Annotated in this window: 15 protein-coding genes and 1 pseudogene; 6 read left to right on the plus strand and 10 right to left on the minus strand. The window is 71.3% G+C overall.

Features of this window, described 5'->3' with window-relative positions; translation table 11 throughout:
• Positions 1 to 144: 144 nt before the first annotated feature.
• The 7 genes from ACSNOD_RS01720 to ngcE all read right to left on the minus strand — a co-directional run bounded on the left by ACSNOD_RS01720 (position 145) and on the right by ngcE (position 8,627).
• Positions 145 to 1,464 (minus strand): sugar ABC transporter permease, encoded by a 1,320-nt coding sequence (locus ACSNOD_RS01720; protein ID WP_436764883.1) that lies wholly within the window; start codon positions 1,462 to 1,464, stop codon positions 145 to 147.
• Positions 1,461 to 2,249 carry an ATP-binding cassette domain-containing protein gene (locus tag ACSNOD_RS01725; RefSeq protein WP_436764884.1) on the minus strand — a complete coding sequence of 263 codons (789 nt, stop codon included), beginning with the start codon at positions 2,247 to 2,249 and terminating at the stop codon, positions 1,461 to 1,463. Before ACSNOD_RS01725 ends, ACSNOD_RS01720 begins: the two co-directional genes overlap by 4 nt.
• Positions 2,250 to 2,523: 274 nt before the next feature.
• Positions 2,524 to 3,588 carry a substrate-binding domain-containing protein gene (locus ACSNOD_RS01730; RefSeq protein WP_436764915.1) on the minus strand — a complete coding sequence of 355 codons (1,065 nt, stop codon included), beginning with the start codon at positions 3,586 to 3,588 and terminating at the stop codon, positions 2,524 to 2,526.
• A gap of 169 nt (positions 3,589 to 3,757) precedes the next feature.
• The gene (locus ACSNOD_RS01735) at positions 3,758 to 4,957 is read right to left on the minus strand and encodes an ROK family transcriptional regulator (RefSeq protein ID WP_436764916.1); all 1,200 of its coding nucleotides are present in this window, start codon (positions 4,955 to 4,957) and stop codon (positions 3,758 to 3,760) included.
• A 137-nt stretch (positions 4,958 to 5,094) separates the two neighbouring features.
• Positions 5,095 to 6,021, minus strand: a complete 927-nt coding sequence (locus ACSNOD_RS01740; RefSeq protein WP_436764885.1) for a carbohydrate ABC transporter permease — start codon at positions 6,019 to 6,021, stop codon at positions 5,095 to 5,097.
• A 99-nt stretch (positions 6,022 to 6,120) separates the two neighbouring features.
• Positions 6,121 to 7,134: a carbohydrate ABC transporter permease gene (locus ACSNOD_RS01745; RefSeq protein ID WP_436764886.1), complete on the minus strand. Its 1,014-nt coding sequence runs from the start codon at positions 7,132 to 7,134 to the stop codon at positions 6,121 to 6,123.
• Between the two features lie 74 nt (positions 7,135 to 7,208).
• Positions 7,209 to 8,627 carry an N-acetylglucosamine/diacetylchitobiose ABC transporter substrate-binding protein gene (ngcE, locus tag ACSNOD_RS01750; RefSeq protein WP_436764887.1) on the minus strand — a complete coding sequence of 473 codons (1,419 nt, stop codon included), beginning with the start codon at positions 8,625 to 8,627 and terminating at the stop codon, positions 7,209 to 7,211.
• Positions 8,628 to 9,010: 383 nt separating this feature from the next.
• Between ngcE and ACSNOD_RS01755 the strand changes: the two genes are divergently transcribed.
• Positions 9,011 to 12,943: a GH92 family glycosyl hydrolase gene (locus tag ACSNOD_RS01755; protein ID WP_436764888.1), complete on the plus strand. Its 3,933-nt coding sequence runs from the start codon at positions 9,011 to 9,013 to the stop codon at positions 12,941 to 12,943.
• Positions 12,944 to 13,041: 98 nt separating this feature from the next.
• Positions 13,042 to 13,959 carry an FG-GAP repeat domain-containing protein gene (locus tag ACSNOD_RS01760; protein WP_436764889.1) on the plus strand — a complete coding sequence of 306 codons (918 nt, stop codon included), beginning with the start codon at positions 13,042 to 13,044 and terminating at the stop codon, positions 13,957 to 13,959.
• Between the two features lie 130 nt (positions 13,960 to 14,089).
• Here ACSNOD_RS01760 and acnA read toward each other — a convergent pair whose 3' ends face one another.
• Complete coding sequence (acnA, locus tag ACSNOD_RS01765; RefSeq protein WP_436764890.1) at positions 14,090 to 16,804, minus strand: aconitate hydratase AcnA; 2,715 nt, start codon at positions 16,802 to 16,804, stop codon at positions 14,090 to 14,092.
• A gap of 352 nt (positions 16,805 to 17,156) precedes the next feature.
• Between acnA and ACSNOD_RS01770 the strand changes: the two genes are divergently transcribed.
• Positions 17,157 to 17,756 (plus strand): helix-turn-helix domain-containing protein, encoded by a 600-nt coding sequence (locus ACSNOD_RS01770; RefSeq protein ID WP_436764891.1) that lies wholly within the window; start codon positions 17,157 to 17,159, stop codon positions 17,754 to 17,756.
• A gap of 175 nt (positions 17,757 to 17,931) precedes the next feature.
• Positions 17,932 to 19,461: a helix-turn-helix domain-containing protein gene (locus ACSNOD_RS01775; RefSeq protein ID WP_436764892.1), complete on the plus strand. Its 1,530-nt coding sequence runs from the start codon at positions 17,932 to 17,934 to the stop codon at positions 19,459 to 19,461.
• An 80-nt stretch (positions 19,462 to 19,541) separates the two neighbouring features.
• Here the strand turns inward: ACSNOD_RS01775 and ACSNOD_RS01780 are convergent, their stop codons facing one another.
• Positions 19,542 to 19,940 (minus strand): RidA family protein, encoded by a 399-nt coding sequence (locus ACSNOD_RS01780; RefSeq protein ID WP_436764893.1) that lies wholly within the window; start codon positions 19,938 to 19,940, stop codon positions 19,542 to 19,544.
• A pseudogene (locus ACSNOD_RS01785) lies at positions 19,937 to 20,974 on the minus strand (acyl-CoA dehydrogenase family protein); the annotation flags it as partial. The pseudogene ACSNOD_RS01785 and the gene ACSNOD_RS01780, both read right to left, overlap by 4 nt.
• 822 nt (positions 20,975 to 21,796) lie before the next feature.
• Here ACSNOD_RS01785 and ACSNOD_RS01790 point away from each other — a divergent pair.
• Both ACSNOD_RS01790 and ACSNOD_RS01795 read left to right on the plus strand, forming a co-directional pair.
• Positions 21,797 to 23,482, plus strand: coding sequence for an AMP-binding protein (locus ACSNOD_RS01790; RefSeq protein ID WP_436764894.1), 1,686 nt, complete (start codon positions 21,797 to 21,799; stop codon positions 23,480 to 23,482).
• 4 nt (positions 23,483 to 23,486) lie between these two features.
• Positions 23,487 to 24,314, plus strand: coding sequence for a PaaX family transcriptional regulator (locus tag ACSNOD_RS01795; protein WP_436764895.1), 828 nt, complete (start codon positions 23,487 to 23,489; stop codon positions 24,312 to 24,314).
• Positions 24,315 to 24,316 lie beyond the last annotated feature (2 nt).

The raw sequence follows: 24,316 nt of genomic DNA on the forward strand, positions 1-24,316 counted from the left end.
TCGCGTTGATCGGGCTGTGCGATCTGCATCACGCGGGTGGCCCACGGCGCCGCCGGGGGCGCCGTGGGCCACGATCCGCGATCGGCCGTCCGCCGGGCCCTTACCGGGCCCGGCCTGCCGTTACCGGGCCCGGGCCCGCCGCTACTAGGCCCGGCCCGCCGTCTTCTGGGTGCGGCGGGAGACCGAGTCGATCACGACGGCCGCCAGCAGCACCGCGCCGGTGATCATGTACTGAACGGCCGCGTTGATGCCGAGCAGGGCCATGCCGGAGGCGATCGACTGGATCACCAGCACGCCGAGCAGGGCCGACCAGGTCGAGCCCCGGCCGCCGAAGAGGCTGGTGCCGCCGATGACGGCCGCGGCGATGCAGTTCATCAGCAGGCTGCCCGCGCCCGACCCCTGGTTGGCGGCGTTGATCTGGGAGGCCAGGAACATGCCGCCGACGGCCGCCATGGTGCCGGCGAGCGCGAAGACGGACATCCGGACCAGGGCCACGTTGATGCCGGCCCGGCGGGCGGCCTCGACGCTGCCGCCCAGGGCGAAGACCTTGCGCCCGTACGAGGTGCGGCGGAGCACGAAGTCGAGCGCGACCACCACCCCGAGGAAGATCACCAGCGCCAGCGGCAGCCCCTTGTACTGGTTGAGCAGCCAGGCCACCACGAACGCCGGCACCGCCAGCGCGGCCGTGCGCAGCGCGATCTCGCTCAGCGGCCGGCTGGGCACCCCGGCGGCCTCCCGGCGGCGGCTGTCGCGCCAGGAGAACAGGAAGAAGGCGGCCACGCTCAGCAGGGCCAGTCCGTAGGCGGCCGCGACATCGCCGAAATAGTGGTTGGTGAGCTTGGCCACCAGGCCGGAGTCGTCGAGGTTGATGGTGCCGTTGGTGCCGAGCACCTGGAGCATCAGACCGTTCCAGCCGAGCAGGCCGGCCAGGGTCACTACGAAGGCGGGGACGCCGATCCGGGCGAAGAAGAAGCCGTGGACGGCGCCGATGACCGTGCCCGTGAGCACGGCGAGCAGCAGGGCCAGGCCCTCCGGCACGCCGTTGTTGATCGTGAGCACGGCGAAGACGGCGGCGGCGAGGCCGCTGACCGAGCCGACCGACAGGTCGATCTCGCCGAGGATCAGCACGAAGACGATGCCGACGGCGATCAGGCCGGTGCCGGCGCTGGTCACGAAGAGGTTGGAGAGGTTCTCCGCGCCCAGGAAGGCGGAGTCCTGGAGCTGGAAGACGATGCCGATGGCGATCAGCCCGACGACCACGGGCAGGGAGCCCAGCTCGCCGCTGCGCAGCTTGCGCCGGAACTCCTCGGCGTAGCCCCGGAAGCCCTGCTGGCGGACCAGCAGCCGGGGGTCGACGGCGGTGACGGCCGCGGGGGCCGGCGGGGTGGACTCGACGGCGCCGGCGGCCGGGGCGGCCCGGTCCGCGGGGGTGCCGTCTTCGGGGGTGGTGGTGTCGGTGGTCACTTCCGGCCCTCCGCGGAACGCGCCGTGCGCCGGGTCACCGCGTTGTCCGTGGCGCCGGTGATGGCGGAGATGATCTCTTCCTGGGATGTGGTGCGCACATCGAACGTGCCGTTGTTGCGGCCGAGGCGGAGCACCGCGACCCGGTCGGCGACGGCCTTGACGTCGGCCATGTTGTGGCTGATGAGGATGACCCCGAGGCCGCGCTCGCGCAGCCGTTCGACGAGGTCGAGGACCTGGGCGGTCTGTTCGACGCCGAGCGCGGCGGTGGGCTCGTCGAGGATGACCACCTTGGGCTCGCCCAGCAGCGAGCGGGCGATGGCGACGGTCTGCCGCTGGCCGCCGGAGAGCGAGGCGATGGGGATGCGCACGCTGGGGATGCGGATGGAGAGGGTGGAGAGCAGCTCGCGGGAGCGGCGCTCCATCTCGACCTCGTCGAGGACTCCGACGCGGCGGATCTCGCGGCCGAGGAAGAGGTTGCCCACGACATCGAGGTTGTCGCAGAGCGCGAGGTCCTGGTAGACGGTGGCGATGCCCAGGTCCTGGGCGTCGTGCGGGCGGCCGATCCGCACCGGCCGGCCCTCCCACTCGATGACGCCCTCGTCGGCGGGGGCGGCCCCGGCGATGGTCTTGACCAGGGTCGACTTGCCGGCGCCGTTGTCGCCGACCAGGGCGACCACCTCGCCGGCATGGATCTCGAGCTCCACATCGGTGAGCGCCTGTACGGCGCCGAACCGCTTGGAGATCCCGCGCAACGCCAGCACGGGCGTAGCGGACACGTGAATCATCTCCTTCGCCGCCTGACCCGGCGGGGGATGTGCCGTCCGGCGGCCGGCCCCGCTCGGGGGAGGATCGGGGGCCGGGCGCCGGACGGGGTCTTGACGGTGCGGTCCGCTCACCGGACCGCCGGCTGGTGCCGCGGCTCCCGGGGCGGGGCCGCTGGTGCATGGGCGTGGTGCGCCCGGTGGTGCTCCGGGCGCGGCGTACGGCGCGGGGAGCGGGGCCCGGATACGGGTACGGGTCCGGGCGGGGGCCCGGGTACGGGTCCGGGCGGGCGCGGGACTACTTCAGCCCGAGCGCGTCACAGGCGGACGCGAACTTCTCGGTGCAGATCTCGTCGCGCTGGTAGAGGCCGTCCTTGAGGACGGTGTTCTGGATGTTGTCCTTGGTCAGCGGCACGGGGGTGACGAAGACGGTCGGGATGCCCTTGGCGGTGCCGCTGTCCACGGTGGTCTTGGCGATCGTGTCGAGCTTCTCGCCCTTGGCCAGCGCGACGGCGAACTCGGCGGCGGCGAACGCCTCCGGCGCGTACGGCTTGTAAATGCTCATGAACTGTTCACCGGCGACGATGCGCTGCACGGCGGCGAGCTCGGCGTCCTGGCCGGTGACCGGGGGGAGCTTGTCGAAGCCGGCGCCCTTGAGGGCGGTGATCACACCGCCGGCCATGCCGTCGTTGGCGGAGTAGACACCGACGATGTTGTCCTTGCCGAGCGCGGAGATGGCGCCCTTCATGTTCTCGTTGGCGTTCTCCGGCTTCCACTCCTTGGTGTCGTACTCCTTGCCGACGGTGACCTTGCCGTCGAGCGCGGCGTGGGCGCCCTTCTTGTACATCGCGGCGTTGGGGTCGGTGACCGAGCCGTTCATCATCACGATCTTGCCCTGGGAGGCCCTGTCCCCGAGCTCGCGCAGCAGGGCCTCGCCCTGGAGCTTGCCCACCAGCTCGTTGTCGACCGAGGTGTAGGCCTTGATCGGGCCCTCGGCCAGCCGGTCGTAGGCCACCACGGGGATGCCGGCGTCATCGGCCTTCTTGACCGAGGAGGCGATCGACTTGTAGTCCACCGCGTCGAGGATGAGCGCGTCGACCTTCTTGGTGATCATGGTGTCGACCTGCTGCTGCTGGACCGACGGCTCCTGCTTGGCATTGGCGTAGAGAACGGTGGTCTCCGGGCCGGCCAGCTCCTTGATGCGCTTCTCGATGAGCGGCTTGTCGAATTTCTCGTACCGCGCGGTCTGGTTCTCCGGCAGGAGCAGGCCGATGGTGAGCGGGCCCTTTTTGTCCTTGGCCTGCTCGGACTTGTCACCGGCCTGCTTGGCGCTGCCACAGGCGGCGAGCCCGGCAACGGCCATCGACGCGGCCGCCACGGCCACGGCAGCACGACGCAGATGCGTATTCACTACGGATACCTCCCTGACGAGGCCGCGTCGTTGCGGCCGAGGTGGCTGGAAGTCAACTCGGCCACGAGAAGAGCGTCAAGAAGTAAATCCTTAACGAGATGGCAACGGTGCCATTCGTTATCTAAGTGAAGGCAGGAGCCCCCGCCGGGAATGACTCGTCCAGAAGGTTCGAATCACCCATCTCGCTCAATACCAGAGCGAGAGCGCCCAATACCTCGGCCCGGCCGCCGAGCGAACCGGGAACCACGGAGAGCTGACGGGCGGCGCTGGGAATGGCGTACCGGGCCACGGATTCCCGAATGGGCCCCAGCACCAGTTCCCCGGCCTCGGCGAGATCGCCGCCGAGCACCACCCGGCTGGGATTGAGCAGATTGCACAGATTCGCCACGCCGCTGCCGATGTGCCGGCCGACGTCGCCGACCACCCGGCGGCAGCCCGGGTCGCCCTCCCGGGCCAGCCGCACCACCCGCTCCATGGTGAGGTCGGGGCCGTGGCTGGAGTGCAGCAGCGCCAGCACATAGCGGGCGGCGGTGAAGGTCTCCAGGCAGCCGCGGTTGCCGCAGCGGCACACCGGCCCGGACTCGTCCAGGGTGATGTGGCCGATCTCGCCGGCGGTGCCGCCCGGGCCCCGGTAGATCTGCCCGTTGATCACCAGCCCGGCGCCGACGCCGCTGGCCACCTTGATGTAGGCGAGGTCCTTGACCCCCCGCCCGCCGCCCCAGACCAGCTCGCCGAGGGCGCCGAGGTTGGCGTCGTTGTCCACGTGCACCGGCACCCCCAGCCGTCCGGCCAGCTCGTCGCGGGGGTTGGTGCCGGCCCAGCCCGGCAGGATCGCGGTGGAGCCCAGGGTGCCGGAGGCCACGTCGATCGGGCCCGGGACGCCCAGCCCCACCCCGACGATCTTGCCGACGCCGACCCCGGTCTCCGTGATCAGCTTCTTGACCAGCTGTTCCGCCCGGTCGAAGCCCTCCTCCGCGGAGGCGTCCACATCCAGCGGGGCGGCCTCCTCGGCGAGCACCCGATGGGCGAGGTTGCCCACCGCGACCCGCAGATGGGTGTGTCCGAAGTCGACGCCCACGACGATGCCGGCGTCCCCGCTGAGCGAGACGCTGCGGGCTCGGCGGCCGCCCGCCGAGGTGGGGGTGACCTCGACCGTTCCGCCGTCCTTGAGCTCGCGGACGATATTGGAGACCGTGGCGGCCGAGAGCCCGGTGGTGCGGGCGATCTCGGCCTGGGTGAGCGAGCCCGCCATGCGCACCGCGCGGACGACCCGCTCAAGATTGGCCCGGTGCAGCGACGACTGCGATCCCGGAGTCTCCACCACGGTCCGATCACTCCCACCAAGGCCGGACGGGACCACCACAGAAGACCCCGTCGTCTACAACATGTGAACTCTAAGTCGAGCTCTTCCCGTTGTCTCCCGTCAAGACCTTGAGCGGGGTGAGGATCGGATGAGCGTTACTTCAGCGCGCCGGCGGTCAGGCCCGCCTGCACCTGGCGCTGGAAGACGGTGTAGACCGCGAGCACGGGCAGCATCGCCAGGGTGAGCCCGGCGAAGAGCCCCGACCAGTCGCCCTTGTACCCCTGGGACACCGCCAGCATCGCCAGGCCCTGGGTGAGCAGCCGCCGGTCGTCGTACTGCGGATTGAGCGCGATCGGCAGCAGATACTGATTCCACTGCCCCAGGAAATTGAAGATCCCCACGCTGACCAGCCCCGGCTTGGCCATGGGCAGCATCACCTGGAAGAAGACCCGGGAGTGCGAGGCCCCGTCGATCATCGCCGCCTCCGCGATGGAGCCGGGCAGCGTTCTGAAGAACGCGGTCATGAAGAAGACCGTGAAAGGCAGCGAATAGGCGATATAGACCAGAATCAGCCCGTGGTAGGTGTCCAGCAGGGCGAAGTTCTTCATCACGAAGAACAGCGGCACGATCGCCATGATCACCGGGAAGGTCATTCCCCCGACGAAGAGGAAGTAGACGAACCGGTTTCCCGGGAAGGTGAAGCGGGCGATCACATAGGCCACCATCGAACCGAGCAGCATGGTGCCCAGCACCGAGGGCACGACCACGATCAGCGAGTTGAGCGTGTACTGGCCGATATTGGCGCCGGTCCAGGCCCGCGACCAGTTCTCCCAGTGCAGGGTGGTGGGCAGCGACCAGGGGCTGTCCAGGATCTGCCCCGAGGTCTTGAGCGAGCTCATCGCCGCCCACAGCAGCGGCCCCGCGGCCAGCAGGCCCCACAGCACCAGGAAGCCGTGCGAGAAGACATTGAGCACGCGCCCCTCGCGGCGGCCGCTCCCCGGGCGCCCGGAGGGGCCTCCGGCGTCCGGCGCCGCGCCGGCCGCGCTCCGGCCGGAGACACCCGTGGGTTCGGTGGTGGTCATCGTTCGCCTCTCCCCGCTCGCCGCTTCCCGCGCCCCGGCCGCACGGGGACGCGCCCCGGCCGGCGGCCCCCGCCTCGCACCGCGCCGCGCCCGGCCATCTCAGAACTCGATCCGGTCGCGGCGGCGCCCGAGGCCCATGGCCAGCACCGCGAAGACCATGGTGACCACGAGCAGGGCCACGCCGACGGCGGTCGCGTATCCCGCCTGGCCGTCCCGGAACGCCTTGTTGTAGAGGTAGACCGGCAGCACCATGGTCGAGTAGTTCGGGCCGCCCTGGTTGACCGTCATGATGTGCACATACGCGAAGGCGTCCAGCGCGATGATGCCCATGTAGACCCAGCCGGTCTGCACGGTGTCCCGGATCAGCGGCAGGGTGATCCGGAAGAACGTGGTGGCCCGGCCGGCGCCGTCCAGCAGCACCGCCTCGTAGATCTCCCTGGGGATCGCGCCCATCGCGGCGGAGAACAGCACCACGTAGAAGCCGACGTTCGCCCACACCATCACGCCGATGACGCAGGCGAGCGCGAGCCCCGGATCGCCCAGCCAGGACTGCTCCAGCGAGGACAGGCCCACGGCGTCGAGCACCCCGTTGAGCAGCCCGCCCTGCGGATTGTAGATATTGCTCCACAGCACCGCGATGATCGCGATCGACAGCACCTGCGGAAAGAAGTAGATCACCTTGTAGACGGCGGAGCCGCGCACCCCGGCGACCGCCTCGCCCCGGCGGTGGCGGCCCCCGACGTTCAGCATGAAGGCGAAGAACAGCCCCAGGCCCAGGGCCAGCAGCGGCAGCGCGACCAGCACCACGACGTTGTGCCAGAGCGCCTTCCAGAAGATGTCGTCGTCGACGAGCTTGGCGTAGTTGTCGAGCCCGACCATCGAGAAGTCGTTGCTGTAGCCCGTCCAGTCGGTCAGCGAGTAGTAGAACGTCTGGAGGAAGGGCGAGATGACGAAGACCGCGTACAACACCAGGGGCACCAGCAGGAATCCGCTGATGAACCGGTATTTGACATAGGTCCGGTAGTGCCGCGAGGCGCGGAATCCGCCGCCCGGCGCCCGCTGAGGTGTTCCGGCGCGGCCCTCGGCCACCGCCGCTCGGCTGTCACTCGCCATTCCCGCCCTGCCCCTTGCTCGTACCGTTGTCGACGACGACCGGACAGCTGCCGCCCGGGGTGCCCGGGCGCTTCTCAGGCGTGCTTGTACTTCTTCACCGCGTCGTCCTTGGCCGTCTCGTCGGCGACCCGCTGGATGGAGTTGACGGCCTCGTCCGGCTTCACCCGGCCCGCCAGCAGCTCGGCGAGAATGCCGCCGATCTTCTCCTTGTGGAGGGTCTGGTACCAGTCCGCGATCCTCGGGTTGACGACGTTCGACCCGGCGGCCGAGAGCGCCTTGCTGGAGGAGTCCAGGCCCGGCGGGAGCGTCATGCCGTCCGTGGCGCCCTGCACACAGGTGAGCGAGGAGACCAGCTTGGCGAAGTTCTGCGCGGCCTTCCTGCTGAGCATCACGCGCAGCATCTCCATGCCGCCGGCCTTGTTCCTGGCCTGTTGGGGAACGATGAAGGGCTCGCCCGCCTGCGCCCAGATGGTCTCGAACGGCATCTTGTCGGAGCTGTCGAGGCTCGACGGCGGGGCCATCGTCATCCGGAAGTCGGGCGGGGTGGTGGGCTTGGCCTCGTTCTCCACCCAGGAGCCGTTGGGAATGAACAGCGCCTTCCCCTTGGTCCATTGGGTCTGCGACTGAATGTGGTCCAGGCCCGGGGTGCCCTTAAGGATGTATCCCTTGGCGGCCAGCTCGTAGTACGCCTCGAAGGCCTTTTTGACCGCCTCGTGCTTCCAGGCGTTCGGTTCGAGATTGTCGATCGCCTTCAGGACGTCATTGCCGCCGATCTTCCCGATGAACGGGTAGAGCGTGAACGGAATGTAGTACGGGTGCTTGCCGGCGTAGGTCCAGCCGGCGATGCCCTTCTGCTTGGCCTTCTCGCAGAGCGCCAGCATGGCGTCCCAGGTCTTCGGATACTCCCAGCCGTTGTCCTCCAGCAGCTTGCCGGAGTACCAGACGCCGAAGGTGGTGAAGGCGTAGTTGAGGCGGTAGCACTTCTCGTCGCCGTACTGGCCCATTTCGATGGTGCCGGGGACGAGGGTGTCCCGCACCTTCTTCTTGGGGTCGTCGTACGAGGGGGCGTCCAGCAGCGGGGTGAGATCGGCGAGTTGCCCCTTGGAGATGAGGGTCGCCGCGTCCATCTGCTTGGCGCCCGAGTTGTCGACCAGGTCGGGGGGATTGCCCCCGACGAACCGCGGCTGGAGCAGCGGCTGAATGTCCTGGGTCTCCTTGAGGGCGACCTTTCCGTACTTCGCCTCGTAGTCCTTGGCCGCGTCCTTGGCGTACTGCGTGCCGAAGCCACCGTTGAAGACGACGAAGTCGAGGGCCGCGTTCTTGTCGACACCGAGCGGGTTGTCCGCGCTCTTCGTGCCCTCCTTGGCCTCGCCGCCACCGTCGCCGGAGGTGGCGCACGCGGAGAGCGCGCCCATCGCCGGCAGACCGATCAGGCCCAATGCCGCCGCTCTTTTGATCAGATCGCGGCGGCCGTACTCGGAGGTCGTTCCCATGCTCAAGTCCTCGCCTTCTCCAGGACTCAGGCGGTGAACCAGGAACCTCCCCGGCACCGCGGTCATTTGAAGCTGGGTCGCGCTGGGCTCCACGAGGTCAGCGGCCGATGAACGCACGGCCCGCTGGACGCCGACAGGTATAGTCCACTCCCCGGCGGCTGGGCAAGATCGAGAGCAGCTTTGGGCCGCAGTCTTTCCCGAGTTGAGACATGCCCGGCCCGCGGCCGGGCATGACACGCGGCCCGCCCCCGGCGCGGCTCGAATACCGCCATCACCCTTGACACCAAAGGCCACAGAAGCCCTACGTTGAGTCCGCACGACCCGATGGACAACGTTGTCGGCTCCAGGGGCGCTCCAGGGGGCTCCAGAGGGAGTGGGTGGGCATGAAGAGCGGACGTCAGGGTCGTCACAGACGGTGGATCGCGCTGCTCGGGGCCGCCGTACTGCTGGGGACGGCACCGGGGACGGCGGCTGCCGCTCCGGCCGGGCACACGGTGTCCGCTCCCGCCGAACGCGCCGCGGACCGGCCGGCCGGCGAGCGGTTCGCCTCCTCCTTCGAGCCCGACGACCCGCCGCCCGACTGGAGCGACACGGTCGAGACCGGCCCCGACGGCGAGCCCCGGGCCTCCGGTGTCGACGGCGGCACACCTCCCGGCATCCCCGGCAATGTCACCGACACCGTGACCGAGGTGCGGGCCAGCGGCGAGCACACCGAGGCCGGGGAGGTGAAGGAGAACCTCGTGGACGGCGAACCCGGCACCAAGTGGCTGGTGTTCGCCCCCACGGCCTGGCTCGAGTTCACCCTCTCCCGGCCCGCGGCCGTCGTGCGCTACGCCCTCACCTCGGCCAATGACGCGGCCGCCCGCGACCCCCGCGACTGGACCCTCCGGGGCTCGGCCGACGGCGCCACCTGGACCACCCTGGACACCCGGACCGGCGAGAGCTTCGACGGGCGCCAGCTGACCCGCGAGTTCACCGCCGCCGCCACGACCCCGTACCGGCACTTCCGGCTGGAGATCGACCGCAACGCCGGCGCCGAGCTCACCCAGCTCGCCGAGTTCCAGCTCGCCACCGGCGGCCCGCCGCCCCCGCCGCCCCCGACCATGCGCAGCCATGTCGACCGCGGCCCCACCGGCTCCCCCACCGCCAAGGCGCGCGCCGGCTTCACGGGGCTGCGCGCCCTGCGCTACGCCGGCGCGCATCGGCCGGACGGCAGGGCGTACTCGTACAACAAGGTCTTCGACGTGCACACCCGGGTCACCGCCGACACCGTGCTGTCCTATCGGCTGTTCCCCTCGATGCCCACGCTGCACCCCCGCTATCCCGCGACCCACGTCGCGGTCGACCTGGCCTTCACCGACGGCGGCTATCTCAGCGAGCTGAACGCCGTGGACCAGCACGGCGCGCGGCTGACCCCCCAGGGGCAGGGCGCGTCGAAGACGCTGTACGTCAACCAGTGGAACCACAAGGAGTCGCGGATCGGCGCCGTCGCGGCCGGCCGTACGGTGGACCGGATTCTGATCGCCTACGACGCGCCCGCCGGGCCCGCGGACTTCCGCGGCTGGCTGGACGACGTCGCCCTCGCCCCCGCCCCGCCCGAGCCGCCCCCGGCCCATCCGGCCGACCACGTGGTCACCACCCGCGGCACCCATTCGAGCGGCGCGTTCTCCCGGGGCAACACCTTTCCGGCCACCGCGGTCCCGCACGGATTCACCTTCTGGACCCCGGTGACCAACGCGGGCTCCACCAGCTGGCTGTACGAGTACGCCCGCGCCAACAACGCCGACAACCTGCCCACCGTGCAGGCGTTCTCGGCCGCCCACCAGCCGAGCCCGTGGATGGGCGACCGGCAGACCTTCCAGGTGATGCCGACGGCCGCCGCCGGGGTGCCGGACGCCCGGCGCACCGCCCGGGCGCTGCCCTTCCGGCACGAGAAGGAGACCGCGCGGCCGCACCACTACGGGGTGACCTTCGAGAACGGGCTGCGCGCGGACATCGCGCCCACCGACCACGCCGCCCTGATGCGCTTCACCTTCCCCTCCGACGACGCCGCCCTGATCTTCGACAACGTCCGGGGCGAGGGCGGGCTGACGCTGGACGCCGAACGCGGGGTGGTCAGCGGCTACTCCGACGTCCGCAGCGGGCTGTCCACGGGCGCGACCCGGATGTTCGTGTACGGCGTCCTCGACGCTCCGGTCGTCGCGGGCGGACCGCTCTCCGGCGGCGGGGGCGAGGGGGTGACCGGCTACTTCCGCCTCCGGCCCGGCGCGGACCGCACGGTGGTGTTACGGATCGCCACCTCGCTGATCGGGGTGGACCAGGCCAGGGCCAATCTGGAGCAGGAGATCGCGCCGTCGGACGGCCTGGCGTCCGTCGCGGCGCGGGCGCGGGACGCCTGGGACCGCCGGCTGCGGGTGATCGAGGTGGAGGGCGCCACCCGCGATCAGCTCACCACCCTGTACTCCAACCTCTACCGGCTGTACCTCTATCCGAACTCCGGGTACGAGAACACCGGCACCCGCGAGGCGCCGCGGTACCGCTACGCCAGCCCGTTCTCGCCGCCGGCGGGCGAGAACACCCCGACGGCCACCGGGGCGAGGCTCGTCGACGGCAAGGTCCACGTCAACAACGGCTTCTGGGACACCTATCGCACCGCCTGGCCGGCCTACGCGCTGTTCGACCCCGAGCACGCCGGCGAGCTCGTCGACGGCTTCGTGCAGCAGTACAAGGACGGCGGCTGGATCTCCCGCTGGTCCTCCCCCGGCTACGCCGATCTGATGACCGGAACCAGTTCGGACGTCGCCTTCGCCGACGCCCATCTCAAGGGGGTGCCCTTCGACGCGAAGGCCGCCTACGAGGCGGCGCTGAAGAACGCGACGGCGGTGCCGCCCTCCTCCGGTGTGGGCCGCAAGGGCATGGAGACCTCGCCCTTCCTCGGCTACACGAGCACCGCCACGCCCGAGGGCATGTCCTGGGCGCTGGAGGGGTACCTCAACGACTTCGGGCTGGCCCGCATGGCCGAGGCGCTGCACCGGACGACCGGCGAGCGGCGCTACCGGGAGGAGGCCGACTACTTCCTGGACCGGGCGCGCGGCTATGTGCACCTCTTCGACCGGCGCGTCGGCTTCTTCCAGGGCCGGGACGCGGACGGCGGCTGGCGGCTGTCGCCGGACGTCTACGACCCGAGGGTCTGGGGCCACGACTACACCGAGACCAATGGCTGGAACTTCGCCTTCCACGCCCCGCAGGACAGCCGGGGGCTGGCGAACCTGTACGGCGGGCGGCAGGGGCTGGCGAAGAAGCTCGACACGTTCTTCGCCACGCCGGAGACGGCCTCCCCCGCGTTCGCCGGGTCGTACGGCGGGGTCATCCACGAGATGACCGAGGCGCGCGACGTGCGGATGGGCATGTACGGGCACAGCAACCAGGTGTCGCACCACATCGCGTATCTCTACGACGCGGCCGGGCAGCCGTGGAAGACCCAGGAGAAGGTGCGCGAGGTGCTCTCCCGGCTGTATCTGGGCAGCGAGATCGGGCAGGGCTACCCCGGTGACGAGGACAACGGCGAGATGTCGGCGTGGTACCTCTTCAGCGCCCTGGGCTTCTACCCGCTGGTGATGGGCAGTCCGGAGTACGCGATCGGCTCGCCGCTGTTCACCAAGGCGACCGTCCGTCTGGGCGGGGGCCGCGAACTCGTGGTCACCGCCCGGGGCAACAGCGCCCGGACCCCTTACGTCCAGGCGCTGAAGGTCAACGGCGCCCCGTGGCACTCCACGGCGCTGCCGCACGCGGCCATCGCCCGGGGCGGCACGCTGGAGTTCACCATGGGCGACCGGCCCTCGTCCTGGGGCACCGGGCGGAACGCGGGCCCCACCTCCCTGACGGAGGGGGACGCTCCCCCGTCGCCCGCGGTGGACGCGACCGGGCCCGGCACCCCGGTCGTGCTCACCGGAGGCGGGGACGGGGGCGGGCGCGGTGGCGCGCTCGTGGACAACACCTCGGCGACGACGGCCTCCTTCGCCGAGGCGGCGCTCGACGTCGGCGGCCCGGCCGAGGTCGTGCGCTACACCCTGACCTCCGCGGGGCGTTCGGCCGCGCCCACCGGCTGGACGCTGCTCGGCAGCCGGGACGGCCGCCAGTGGGTCACCCTGGACCGGCGCGCGGCGGAGACCTTCGCCTGGGACCGGCAGACCCGGGCCTTCGCCGTGAAATCACCCGGTAAATACCGGAAATACCGGCTCGTCCTGACGGGCGCGGGCACCCTGGGCGAGATCGAACTCCTGGGCCGCCCGACGGCCTACCGACCGGTCACATAATCGGTTGACGCCTCCTCATCTCATGACATGATCCACGTGATCCCGCGACGCGCGTATTGGACCGTGTCGCGCTTGATGTCTGACTTTGGAGATCTCACGTGGCCTTTTCCTCCGGCCGTCAGCGCGGGAAGACCCTGCGCCGTCTCGCGACCGCTCTGGTCGCCGCCGCCGTTCTCGGCGGCACCGCCGGCACCGCCGTCGCCGCCCCGGCGCCGGTTCCGGCCCCCCTCGGCGCCGAGGCCGCCGCGCCGTCGGCCGTTCCCTTCGCCGCCTCCGCGGGCACCGGCGAGGCTCCGGTCTTCCCGCTGATGGGCGTCGAGACCAACGGCGACCTGTACTCGTACGGGATGGACGGCCAGGGCGGGCTCACCGAGCGCGAGTACGTCTGGTTCGGCTGGGAGTACTTCAAGAACGCCGCCTGGGTCGACAACGACCGCGACGGCGAGTCCGACGGCCTGTACAGCTGGGACAACAGCGGCATGCTGCACTTCAGCTCCGACGGTGGCGACAAGCAGATCGGCGGCGGCTGGAACATCTACACCAAGGTGCTCTCCCCCGGCGACCTGGGCGGCGCCAAGGAGTACGACATCATGGCCGTCGACACGGCCGGTGTGATGTGGACCTACCTGGCGTACCCCGACGGTTCGGTCACCCCGCGGGTGCGGATCGGCTCCGGCTGGGACGCGTACACCCACCTCTCCGGCAAGGGCGACCTCACGGGTGACGGCCGCGCCGACATCGTCGCCAAGGACGGCAAGGGCGACCTGTACCTCTACAAGGGCACCGGCGACTACAAGGCGCCCTTCGAGCCGCGCGTGAAGGTCGGCTACGGCTACAACATCTACAACGCCCTGCTCTCCACGGGCGATGTGGACCTCGACGGCCGCACCGACATGCTGGCCCGCGAGGCCAATGGTGACCTCTACCTCTACAAGGGCACCGGCAACGCGTCCGACCCCTTCGAGTCCCGGAAGAAGATCGGCTTCGGCTACAACATCTACCGCTGGATGTTCTGATATCGCCTGATGTTCTGACGTCGTCGGAACGACAGCCGAGAACGCACAAGGGCCGCACCCCTCGCCGGGGTGCGGCCCTCGTCGTGCTGGGCGGATGGCGGACCGGCCTCGGCGGCCGGTCCGCCGCCGATCACTTGCGGATCAGCGAGCGCAGCACGTACTGCATGATGCCGCCGTTGCGGTAGTAGTCCGCCTCGCCGGGGGTGTCGATGCGGACGACCGCGTCGAACTCCACACCGGTGTCGGTGGTGACCTTCACCGTGCGCGGGGTGCGGCCCTCGTTGAGCTCGGTGACCCCGGTGATGGAGAAGGTCTCCTCGCCGGTCAGGCCGAGCGACTGCGCCGAGGCGCCCTCGGGGAACTGGAGCGGCAGGACGCCCATGCCGATGAGGTTCGAGCGGTGGATGCGCTCGTACGACTCGGCGATGACGGCCTTGACGCCGAGCAGCGCGGTGCCCTTGGCGGCCCAGTCGCGGGACGAGCCGGAGCCGTACTCCTTGCCGGCCAGGACGACGAGCGGGATGCCCTGCTCGATGTAGTTGCGGGAGGCGTCGTAGATGAACGACACCGGCCCGCCGTCCTGGGTGAAGTCGCGGGTGAAGCCGCCCTCGGTGCCCGGCGCGATCTGGTTGCGCAGGCGGATGTTGGCGAACGTACCGCGGATCATGACCTCGTGGTTGCCGCGGCGCGAGCCGTAGCTGTTGAAGTCGCGGCGGTCGACGCCGTGCTCCGTGAGGTACTTGCCGGCCGGGGTGTCGGCCTTGATCGCGCCGGCCGGGGAGATGTGGTCGGTGGTGACCGAGTCGCCGAGCTTCGCCAGCACGCGGGCACCGGCGATGTCCGTGACCGGGGTGGTCTCCATCGTCATGCCCTCGAAGTACGGGGGCTTGCGGACGTAGGTGGACTGCGGGTCCCACTCGAAGGTGTTGCCGGTCGGGATGGACAGCGCCTGCCACTGCGCGTCACCCGCGAAGACGTCCTGGTAGGACTTGTTGAACATGTCCTCGCCGATGGCGTTGGCCACGACGTCGTTGACCTCGGCCTCGGAGGGCCAGATGTCCTTGAGGTAGACCGGGGCGCCGTTCTGGTCCGTGCCCAGCGCGTCCTTGGTGATGTCCACCTTCATGGAGCCCGCGATGGCGTACGCGACGACCAGCGGCGGGGAGGCCAGGTAGTTCATCTTGACGTCGGGGTTGATCCGGCCCTCGAAGTTGCGGTTGCCGGAGAGCACCGAGGTGACGGCGAGGTCGGCCTCGTTGATCGCCTTCGAGATCTCCTCGTCCAGCGGACCGGAGTTGCCGATGCAGGTGGTGCAGCCGTAGCCGACCAGGTTGAAACCGATCTTGTCCAGGTACGGGGTGAGCCCGGCCTTGTCGAAGTAGTCGGTGACGACCTTGGAGCCCGGGGCGAGGGTGGTCTTGACCCACGGCTTGCGGGTCAGGCCCTTCTCCACGGCCTTCTTCGCCACGAGGGCGGCGGCGACCATGACGTACGGGTTCGAGGTGTTGGTGCAGGAGGTGATGGCCGCGACCGTCACCGCGCCGTGGTCGATCTCGAAGGTCGAGCCGTCGGCCATGGTGACCAGGGTCGGCTTCGTCGGCACGCCGTTGGAGGAGGCCGGCGCGTCGGACGCGGGGAAGGACTCCTTGCCCGCCTCCTCGTCGTCGCTGACGTAGTTGCGCACGTCCTTGACGAACTGCTGGGCGGCCTCGGCGAGGACGATGCGGTCCTGCGGGCGCTTGGGGCCGGCGATGGAGGGGACGACCGTGGAGAGGTCGAGCTCCAGCTTCTCGGAGAAGTCGGGCTCGGCGGCCGGGTCGAGCCAGAGGCCCTGCTCCTTGGCGTACGCCTCGACCAGCGCGACCTGCTGCTCGCTGCGGCCGGTCAGCTTCAGGTACTTCAGCGTCTCGTCGTCGATCGGGAAGATCGCGGCGGTGGAGCCGAACTCCGGCGACATGTTGCCGATGGTGGCGCGGTTGGCGAGCGAGGTGGCGGCGACGCCCTCGCCGTAGAACTCCACGAACTTGCCGACGACACCGTGCTTGCGGAGCATCTCGGTGATGGTCAGCACCAGGTCGGTGGCGGTGGTGCCGGGGTTGAGCTCACCGGTCAGCTTGAAGCCGACGACGCGCGGGATGAGCATCGAGACCGGCTGGCCCAGCATCGCGGCCTCGGCCTCGATGCCGCCGACGCCCCAGCCCAGCACGCCCAGGCCGTTGACCATGGTGGTGTGCGAGTCGGTGCCGACGAGGGTGTCGGGGTACGCCTGGCCGCCGCGGACCATGACCGTGCGGGCCAGGTGCTCGATGTTGACCTGGTGGACGATGCCGGTACCGGGCGGGACGACCTTGAACTCGTCGAACGCGGTCTGGCCCCAGCGCAGGAACTGGTAGCGCTCCTTGTTGCGGCCGTACTCCAGCTCCACGTTCTGCTGGAAGGCGTTGGCGGTGCCGAACTTGTCGGCGATGACGGAGTGGTCGATGACCAGCTCGGCCGGGGCCAGCGGGTTGATCTTCGCCGGGTCGCCGCCGAGCTCCTTCACGGCCTCGCGCATGGTGGCGAGGTCGACCACGCACGGCACACCGGTGAAGTCCTGCATGATCACACGGGCCGGCGTGAACTGGATCTCCTGGCTGGGCTGCGCCTGGGAGTCCCATTCGCCGAGGGCCCGGATGTGGTCGGCGGTGATGTTCGCGCCGTCCTCGGTGCGGAGCAGGTTCTCCAGCAGCACCTTCAGGCTGTAGGGCAGGCGGGCGGAGCCCTCGACCTTGTCCAGCCGGAAGATCTCGTACGACTCGTCGCCCACGCGCAGCGTGCTGCGGGCGTCGAAGCTGTTCGCCGACACGACAGTCTCCTTCATCAATGTGCGCGTACCACCGCAATCCTGCCGGTGCAGCTTCTTGCCGATCCGCTGAGGTGGGGCTAAGTTAGGCTTGCCTTACCAGCGGGCACGCCAACCGACACCCCGCCGAGCGCAGCAGCGGTACGCCTCGGCAGATATCTCGATGTCGAGATAACTCTAGTACATGACCGCCGCCTGGTCATGCCCGGGCGCGCGGTACGTCAGCTTCAGCGTCCCTCGGTGCCTCTCGGCACGCCCGGCCGGGCCCGGCCGGCCCCTCCGGCGACTTTCGGCCCCCGTCCCGGAAACGGCAACGAATGTTGCCCGGCGCGGAACGGGGCGGTGCAATGGACCGGTGGAGCACTCACCCGCCATCGCCCGGGCCCTGACCGAGGTCGGCCCCCGTCTCAAGCGCCTGCGCACCGAGCGGGGCGTGACCCTGTCGGCGCTCGCCGAGGCCACCGGCATCTCCAAGAGCACCCTGTCCCGGCTGGAGTCCGGCCAGCGCCGCCCCAGCCTGGAGCTGCTGCTGCCCATCGCCCAGGCCCACCAGGTCCCCCTGGACGAGCTGGTCGGCGCCCCGGAGGTGGGCGATCCGCGCGTGCGGCTCACGCCCCGGCGCGGGCCGCGCAGCACGGTGCTGCCGCTGACCCGACACCCTGGCCCGCTGCAGAGCTACAAGATGGTCCTCCCGGCCGACCGCAGCACGCCGGAGCCGTGCACCCATGAGGGCTACGAGTGGCTCTACGTCCTCGCCGGGCGGCTGCGGCTGGTGCTGGCCGACCACGACCTGATTCTGGGCCCCGGTGAGGTCGCCGAGTTCGACACCCGGCTGCCGCACTGGTTCGGCACCACCGGGGAGGGCCCGGTCGAGGTGCTCAGCCTCTTCGGCCGCCAGGGGGAGCGGATGCACGTGCGGGCCAGGCCGCGCGCCCGCGAGAAGCCCGCGCCCTGAGCGGCGCCCGGCCCACGCGGGAAGCCCGCGCCCCGAGGGGCGCCCGGCCCACGCAAGAAGCCCGCGCTCCGAGGGGCGCCCGGCCTCCGCGAGAAGCGCGCCTCCTGGGCGACGCCCCGTCACCACCCGCGAGGGGTAATCGGCCTTGATCTCATATCTGAGATAACCTGCAGTCATGGCAGACGACTACCTCGTACGCATCGGCCGGCTCATCCGGGACGCCCGGCAGCACCGCGGATGGACCCAGGCGCAGCTCGCCGAGGCCCTGGGCACCAGCCAGAGCGCGATCAACCGCATCGAGCGGGGCAACCAGAACATCAGCCTTGAGATGATCGCCCGAATCGGCGAGGCCCTGGACAGTGAAATCGTCTCCCTCGGGTACGCGGGCCCCATGCATCTCCGCGTGGTGGGTGGCCGTCAGCTCTCCGGCAGCATCGACGTCAAGACGAGCAAGAACGCGTGCGTGGCCCTGCTGTGCGCCTCCTTGTTGAACACCGGGCGCACCACGCTGCGGCGCGTCGCCCGCATCGAGGAGGTCTACCGCATCCTGGAGGTGCTGGGCAGCATCGGCGTCCGCACCCGCTGGATCAACGACGGCAACGACCTGGAAATCGTCCCGCCGGCCCGGCTCGACCTGGACGCGATGGACACGGAGGCGGCGCGCCGCACCCGCAGCGTCATCATGTTCCTCGGGCCGCTGCTGCACCGCATGGACCGCTTCACCATTCCCTACGCGGGCGGCTGCGACCTCGGCACCCGCACCGTGCAGCCGCACATGACGGCGCTGCGCCACTTCGGCCTGGAGGTCACGGCGGTCGGCGGCAAGTACCACGCGGTGGTGGACCGGTCGGTCTCCCCGACCCGCGCGATCGTGCTGACCGAGCGCGGGGACACGGTCACGGAGAACGCGCTGCTGGCCGCGGCCCGGCACGACGGCATCACCGTCATCCGCAACGCCAGCTCCAACTACATGGTCCAGGACCTGTGCTTCTTCCTGGAGGAGCTGGGCGTCAAGGTGGAGGGCGTGGGCACCACCACGCTCACCGTCCACGGTGTGGCGCACATCGACCGCGATGTGGACTACGCGCCGTCCGAGGACCCGGTGGAGGCGATGAGCCTGCTGGCCGCGGCCGTGGTCACGGAGTCGGAGCTGACGATCCGCCGGGTGCCGATCGAGTTCCTGGAGATCGAGCTCGCGGTGCTCGAGGAGATGGGCCTGGACCACGAGCGCAGTCCGGAGTACCCGGCGGACAACGGTCGCACCCGGCTGGTGGACCTCACCGTGCGGCCGTCCAAGCTGCGGGCGCCCATCGACAAGATCCACCCGATGCCGTTCCCGGGCCTCAACATCGACAACGTGCCGTTCTTCGCCGCGATCGCGGCCACGGCACAGGGCTCGTCCCTCATTCACGACTGGGTCTACGACAACCGCGCCATCTACCTCACGGACCTCAACCGGCTGGGCGCCAACGTCAAGTTGCTCGACCCGCACCGGGTGCTCGTCGAGGGCCCGACCCGCTGGCGCGCCGCGGAGATGATGTGCCCGCCGGCGCTGCGCCCCGCGGTGGTCGTCCTGCTGGCGATGATGGCGGCGGAGGGCACGTCCGTCCTCCGCAACGTCTATGTCATCAACCGCGGTTACGAGGACCTGGCGGAGCGCCTCAACTCCGTCGGCGCGCAGATCGAGACGTTCCGCGACATCTGACGGGCGCCGCGCACTTTCCTTGAGGAACACCTTCGAGCAGGCCGGGGGTGTACGCCGCCGCGGCGATCCGGTCGCCGCCCTCACGGCAGCACCGCGATGCCGTCCAGCTCCACCATCGCCGCCTCGTCCCACAGCCGCACCACGCCGATCACCGCCATCGCGGGGTAGTCGCGCCCGGCCAAGCGGCGCCAGACGCGGCCCAGTTCGGGGGCGCACGCGCGGTAGCCGGCGACGTCCGTGGTGTGGACCGTGATCCGGGCCAGGTCGGCGGGCGCGCCCCCCGCCTCGCTCAGTGCCGCGAGCAGATTGGCGAGGGCCGCCTCGAACTGCTCGGGCAGGGTGTCGCCGACGACGGCGCCCGCCCCGTCCAGGGAGGTCTGCCCAGCCAGGAAGACCAGCCGGCCGCCCGTGGCCACGACGGCGTGGCTGAAGCCGGTGGGCGGGGAGAGCTCGGCGGGGTTGATCCGCTCCAGACTCATCGGTACATCTCCTTCGCGATGATCGAGCGCTGGACCTCGGTCGCCCCCTCGTAGACGCGGGGCGCCCGCACCTCCCGGTAGAGGTGTTCGAGGAGGTGACCCCGGCGCAGCGCGCGGGCGCCGTGGATCTGCACCGCGGCGTCCACCACGTACTGCGCCGTCTCGGTGGCCAGCAGCTTGGCCATCGCCGAGCGCCGGGCGACATCGCGCGCCCCGCGGTCGTACGCCTCCGCCGCCGCGTACACCAGGAGCCGGGCCGCCTCGGTGCGGGTGGCCATCTCGGCGAGCTGGTGGGAGACGGACTGGAGGTCGCGCAGCGGGCCGCCGAAGGCGGTGCGCTCGGCGGCGTGGGCGAGGGCCGCGTCCAGGGCGGCCTGGGCCATCCCCACGGCGAACGCCCCGACGCTGGGCCGGAAGAGGTTGAGGGTGCGCATGGCGACGGAGAAGCCGCGGTCGAACTCGCCGAGAAGGTCGTCGGCGGTCACCGGGACGCCGTCGAAGGAGAGCGTGCCGACCGGGTGCGGGCTGAGCATGTCGAGGTGCTCCCCGGTCAGCCCCGGGCGGTCGGCGGGCACCAGGAAGGCGCTGATGCCGCGGGCGCCGGCGCCGGGGGTGGTGCGGGCGAAGACGGTGTAGCAGTCGGCCTCGGGCGCGTTGGAGATCCAGCACTTGGTTCCGGTGAGGCGCCAGCGCGGGCCCCGGCCGCCGGGGGCGGTGTCCACCTCGGCGGCGAGGGAGAGGGCGGCCGCGTCGGAGCCGGCGCCCGGCTCGCTCAGGGCGAAGGCGGCGACAGCGCGGCCGGCGACCACCTCGGGCAGCCAGCGGGCGCGCTGTTCGGCCGTGCCGAAGCGGAGGACGGGGTGGGCGCCGAGGCCCTGGAGGGCGAGGGCGGTCTCGGCCTCCGTGCACTCCTGGGCGAGGCACTCGCGCAGCAGGCACAGGTCCATGGCCGACTCCCGGCCGTCGGCGGGCAGCACGCGGGCGATCAGGCCGAGCTCGCCGAGGGCGGCGACGAGGGGGCGGTTCACCCGGCCCTCGACCGCGCCGCCGGTGGCTCCGGCCGGCCCGGGAGCGGCTCGTACGGGCCCGGGGGCGGCGGCCTGTACGGGGCCCGGGGCGGTCTGTACGGGGCCGGCCGCCGGGCGTACGGGTCCGGGCGCGTGCTGTACGGGCGCGTGCTGTACGGGCGCGGGCACCTGTTGTGCGGGCACGGCGGGCGCCGCGCGGTCATGCTCCTCGACCGGCGCGGCCAGCGGCCGCAGCCTCTCGGCGGCCATCGCCCTCAGCTCGGCGCACCAGACGACCTGACGCGACGTCAGCGAAAATCGGCCACCCTCCGCGCCGGCTCCCGACTCCGCGCCGGCTTCCGCCCCGGCCCCGGCGGGGGCCGCCGTGGCCCGACGCACCCCCGCCGGCGCGCCCCCCGCGTCCGTCTCCGCCGCGCCGCCCCGGCCCGCCCCGTCGACACCGCTCGCGTCGCCCATCGGAAGCCTCCCCTTATCGCGTGCCGTTGACTGTCGTCACCATCACGTTACGCTCGTTCTGCGACGGCACGGCGAGGAACGCCCCCGCCGAACTCCCCGTGCCGGAAGCCGATTTCACCGGGCCGTCGGCGACCCGAAGGGCGGTCCTGGCGGCGCCACGGTGCCGAGGCCACCGCCCGGCGGTGGCTGAGGGCAAGCGCACGGCGGAGGAGGGAGCCACCGCGGGGCATCGGTGACGGACGACAACGCGGTCGGGAGCACCCCCGGGCGAAGAGTTCCGGGGAGTGCGTGCCGGGGGCACCGCCCAGCGGTGGCTGGTGGGGCGCCCGGCGGACGGGACTTCGAGGACACGACCGAGGGGGCACATCCGCCATGGCGCTCCTGCCTTCCGCCCATGTGGACACGTTCGCCCGGGACCACCTGCCGCCTCCCGGCTCCTGGCCCGAGCTGCTCTTCGAGCTTCCGGAGCTGCGCTACCCCGAGCGGCTCAACTGCGGTGCCGAGCTGCTGGACGGGGCGGTGGGCCGCTGGGGGCCCGACCGCCCGGCGGTGGTCGACGCCGCCGGCCACACCTGGAGTTACGGCGAGCTGCGCTCCCGTGTCGACCGGTTCGCCCATGTCCTCACCGAGGACATGGGCCTGATACCGGGCGGGCGCGTCCTGCTGCGCGGGCCCAACACCCCGCTGCTCGCCGCCTGCTGGCTCGCGGTGATGAAGGCGGGCGGCGTCGCCGTGACCGTGCTGGCCGCGCAGCGCCCCCGGGAGCTCGCCGCGATCTGCGCGATCGCCCGGGTCGGCCTCGCCCTCTGCGACGCCCGCTCCCTGGGCGATCTGCTGGCCGCGGACGTGCCCGGCCTGCGCACGGTGGCGTACGGCTCCGGCGGTCCGGAGGACCTGCTGCGGCTGGCCGCCCGCAAACCCGACCGGTTCGCGCCCGTGCCGACCTCCTCCGACGACGTCGCCCTGATCGCCTTCACCTCCGGCACCACCGGCCGCCCCAAGGGGTGCCTGCACTTCCACCGCGATGTGCTCGCCATCGCCGACACCTTCTCGGCCCGCGTGCTGCGGCCCCGCCCCGACGACGTGTTCGCCGGCAGCCCGCCGCTCGGCTTCACCTTCGGCCTGGGCGGTCTGCTGGTCTTCCCCCTGCGCGCCGGGGCCGCGACCGTCCTGCTGGAACAGGCGGGCCCCGAGCGGCTGCTGGCGGCGGTGCCCCGGCACCGGGTCAGCGTGCTGTTCACCGCGCCGACCGCGTACCGCGTGATGCTGGACCGGCTCGCCGGGCCGGACGCGCCCGACCCCGCCTCGCTCTCCTCGCTGCGCCGCTGCGTCTCGGCCGGCGAGAACCTGCCCGCCGCCACCTGGACCGCCTGGCGCGAGCGGACCGGCCTCCGGCTCATCAACGGCATCGGCGCCACCGAGATGCTGCACGTCTTCATCTCCGCCGCCGACGACGCGATCCGGCCCGGCACGACCGGCGTCCCGGTACCCGGCTATCGCGCCAGGGTGGTCGACGGCCGCGGCCGCCCCGTGCCGGACGGCGAGAGCGGGCTGCTCGCGGTGCGCGGCCCGACCGGCTGCCGCTACCTCGCCGACGAGCGCCAGCGCGACTACGTCAGGGACGGCTGGAATCTTACGGGTGATACCTATGTGCGCGAGCCTGACGGCTATTTCCGCTATGTGGCGCGCGCCGACGACCTCATCGTCACCGCCGGGTACAACGTCTCCGGCCCCGAGGTCGAGGAGGTGCTGCTGCGCCACCCGGACGTTCTCGACGCGGGTGTGGTGGGGCGGCCGGACGCGCTGCGCGGCACCGTCGTCGTGGCGTACGCCGTGCCGCGCCCGGGGGCGGGCCGGGACGCGGCGGCGGCCGAGGCGCTGAAGCGGTACGTGCTCGGGGAGCTCGCCCCCTACAAGTGCCCGCGCGAGGTGGTGTTCGTGGACGCGCTGCCCCGCACGCCCACCGGCAAGCTGCAACGCTTCCTGCTGCGCGACCCGGAGGGCCACCGAGCGCCCCCGGCGAGCCACCGGGCGCCGAGTGGAAACGATCTACAGTGATCACGTGGCAGAGCAGCACACTCCGCGTTCCCTGATCGTCACGTTCTACGGCGCGTACGGCCGCGCCCCCGACCGCGGCCCGGTGCCCGTCTCGGCACTGATCCGGCTGATGGGGGTGGTCCGTGTCGACCCGCCCTCCGTCCGGTCCGCCGTCTCCCGGCTGAAACGGCGGGGGCTGCTGGTGCCCGACCGCACCCCGGGCGGCGCGGCCGCGTACGCGCTGAGCGACGCCGCCCGGGAGTTGCTCGACGACGGCGACCGGCGGATCTACGGGCGCCCGTCGGCGCGGCTGTCGGACGGCTGGGTGCTGGCCGTCTTCTCGGTGCCCGAGCAGGAGCGGCACAAGCGCCATCTGCTGCGCTCGCGGCTGGCCCGGCTGGGGTTCGGCACGGCGGCACCGGGGGTGTGGATCGGCCCGGCGCATCTGCTGCGGGAGACCCGCCACACCCTGGAGCGGCTCGAACTGGACCGGTACGTCGAGCTGTTCCGGGGCGCGCACGCGGGCTTCGAGCCGACGGCCGCGTCGGTGGCGCGCTGGTGGGACCTGCCGGCGATGGCCCGGCTGCACCGCTCGTTCCTGGACGCCTACGAGCCGGTGCTGCGGCGCTGGTCCCGCCGCCGCAACCTCCCGGGCGACGAGGCGTACCGGGACTATCTGCTGGCGCTCGACCGCTGGCGGCGGCTGCCGTACGCCGATCCCGGGCTGCCGTCGGAGCTGTTGCCGGCCGACTGGCCGGGCGGTCGCTCGGCGAAGGTCTTCGGGGCGCTGCACAACCGCCTGCGCGAGGCGAGCGCGGCGTATGTGGCGCAGACCATGCGGTCGATGGCCTGAGA

Origin of the sequence: Streptomyces sp. URMC 123, assembly GCF_051386515.1 — a bacterium.
Taxonomy (GTDB): domain Bacteria; phylum Actinomycetota; class Actinomycetes; order Streptomycetales; family Streptomycetaceae; genus Streptomyces.

Coding starts and splice junctions, on each gene's coding strand:
- ACSNOD_RS01740 (WP_436764885.1), bottom strand. CDS start 6,021: ATGACCACCACCGAACCCACGGGTGTCTCCGGCCGGAGCGCGGCCGGC.
- ACSNOD_RS01745 (WP_436764886.1), bottom strand. CDS start 7,134: ATGGCGAGTGACAGCCGAGCGGCGGTGGCCGAGGGCCGCGCCGGAACA.
- ACSNOD_RS01725 (WP_436764884.1), bottom strand. CDS start 2,249: ATGATTCACGTGTCCGCTACGCCCGTGCTGGCGTTGCGCGGGATCTCC.
- ngcE (WP_436764887.1), bottom strand. CDS start 8,627: ATGGGAACGACCTCCGAGTACGGCCGCCGCGATCTGATCAAAAGAGCG.
- ACSNOD_RS01755 (WP_436764888.1), top strand. CDS start 9,011: ATGAAGAGCGGACGTCAGGGTCGTCACAGACGGTGGATCGCGCTGCTC.
- ACSNOD_RS01730 (WP_436764915.1), bottom strand. CDS start 3,588: ATGGCCGTTGCCGGGCTCGCCGCCTGTGGCAGCGCCAAGCAGGCCGGT.
- ACSNOD_RS01780 (WP_436764893.1), bottom strand. CDS start 19,940: ATGAGTCTGGAGCGGATCAACCCCGCCGAGCTCTCCCCGCCCACCGGC.
- ACSNOD_RS01775 (WP_436764892.1), top strand. CDS start 17,932: ATGGCAGACGACTACCTCGTACGCATCGGCCGGCTCATCCGGGACGCC.
- ACSNOD_RS01790 (WP_436764894.1), top strand. CDS start 21,797: ATGGCGCTCCTGCCTTCCGCCCATGTGGACACGTTCGCCCGGGACCAC.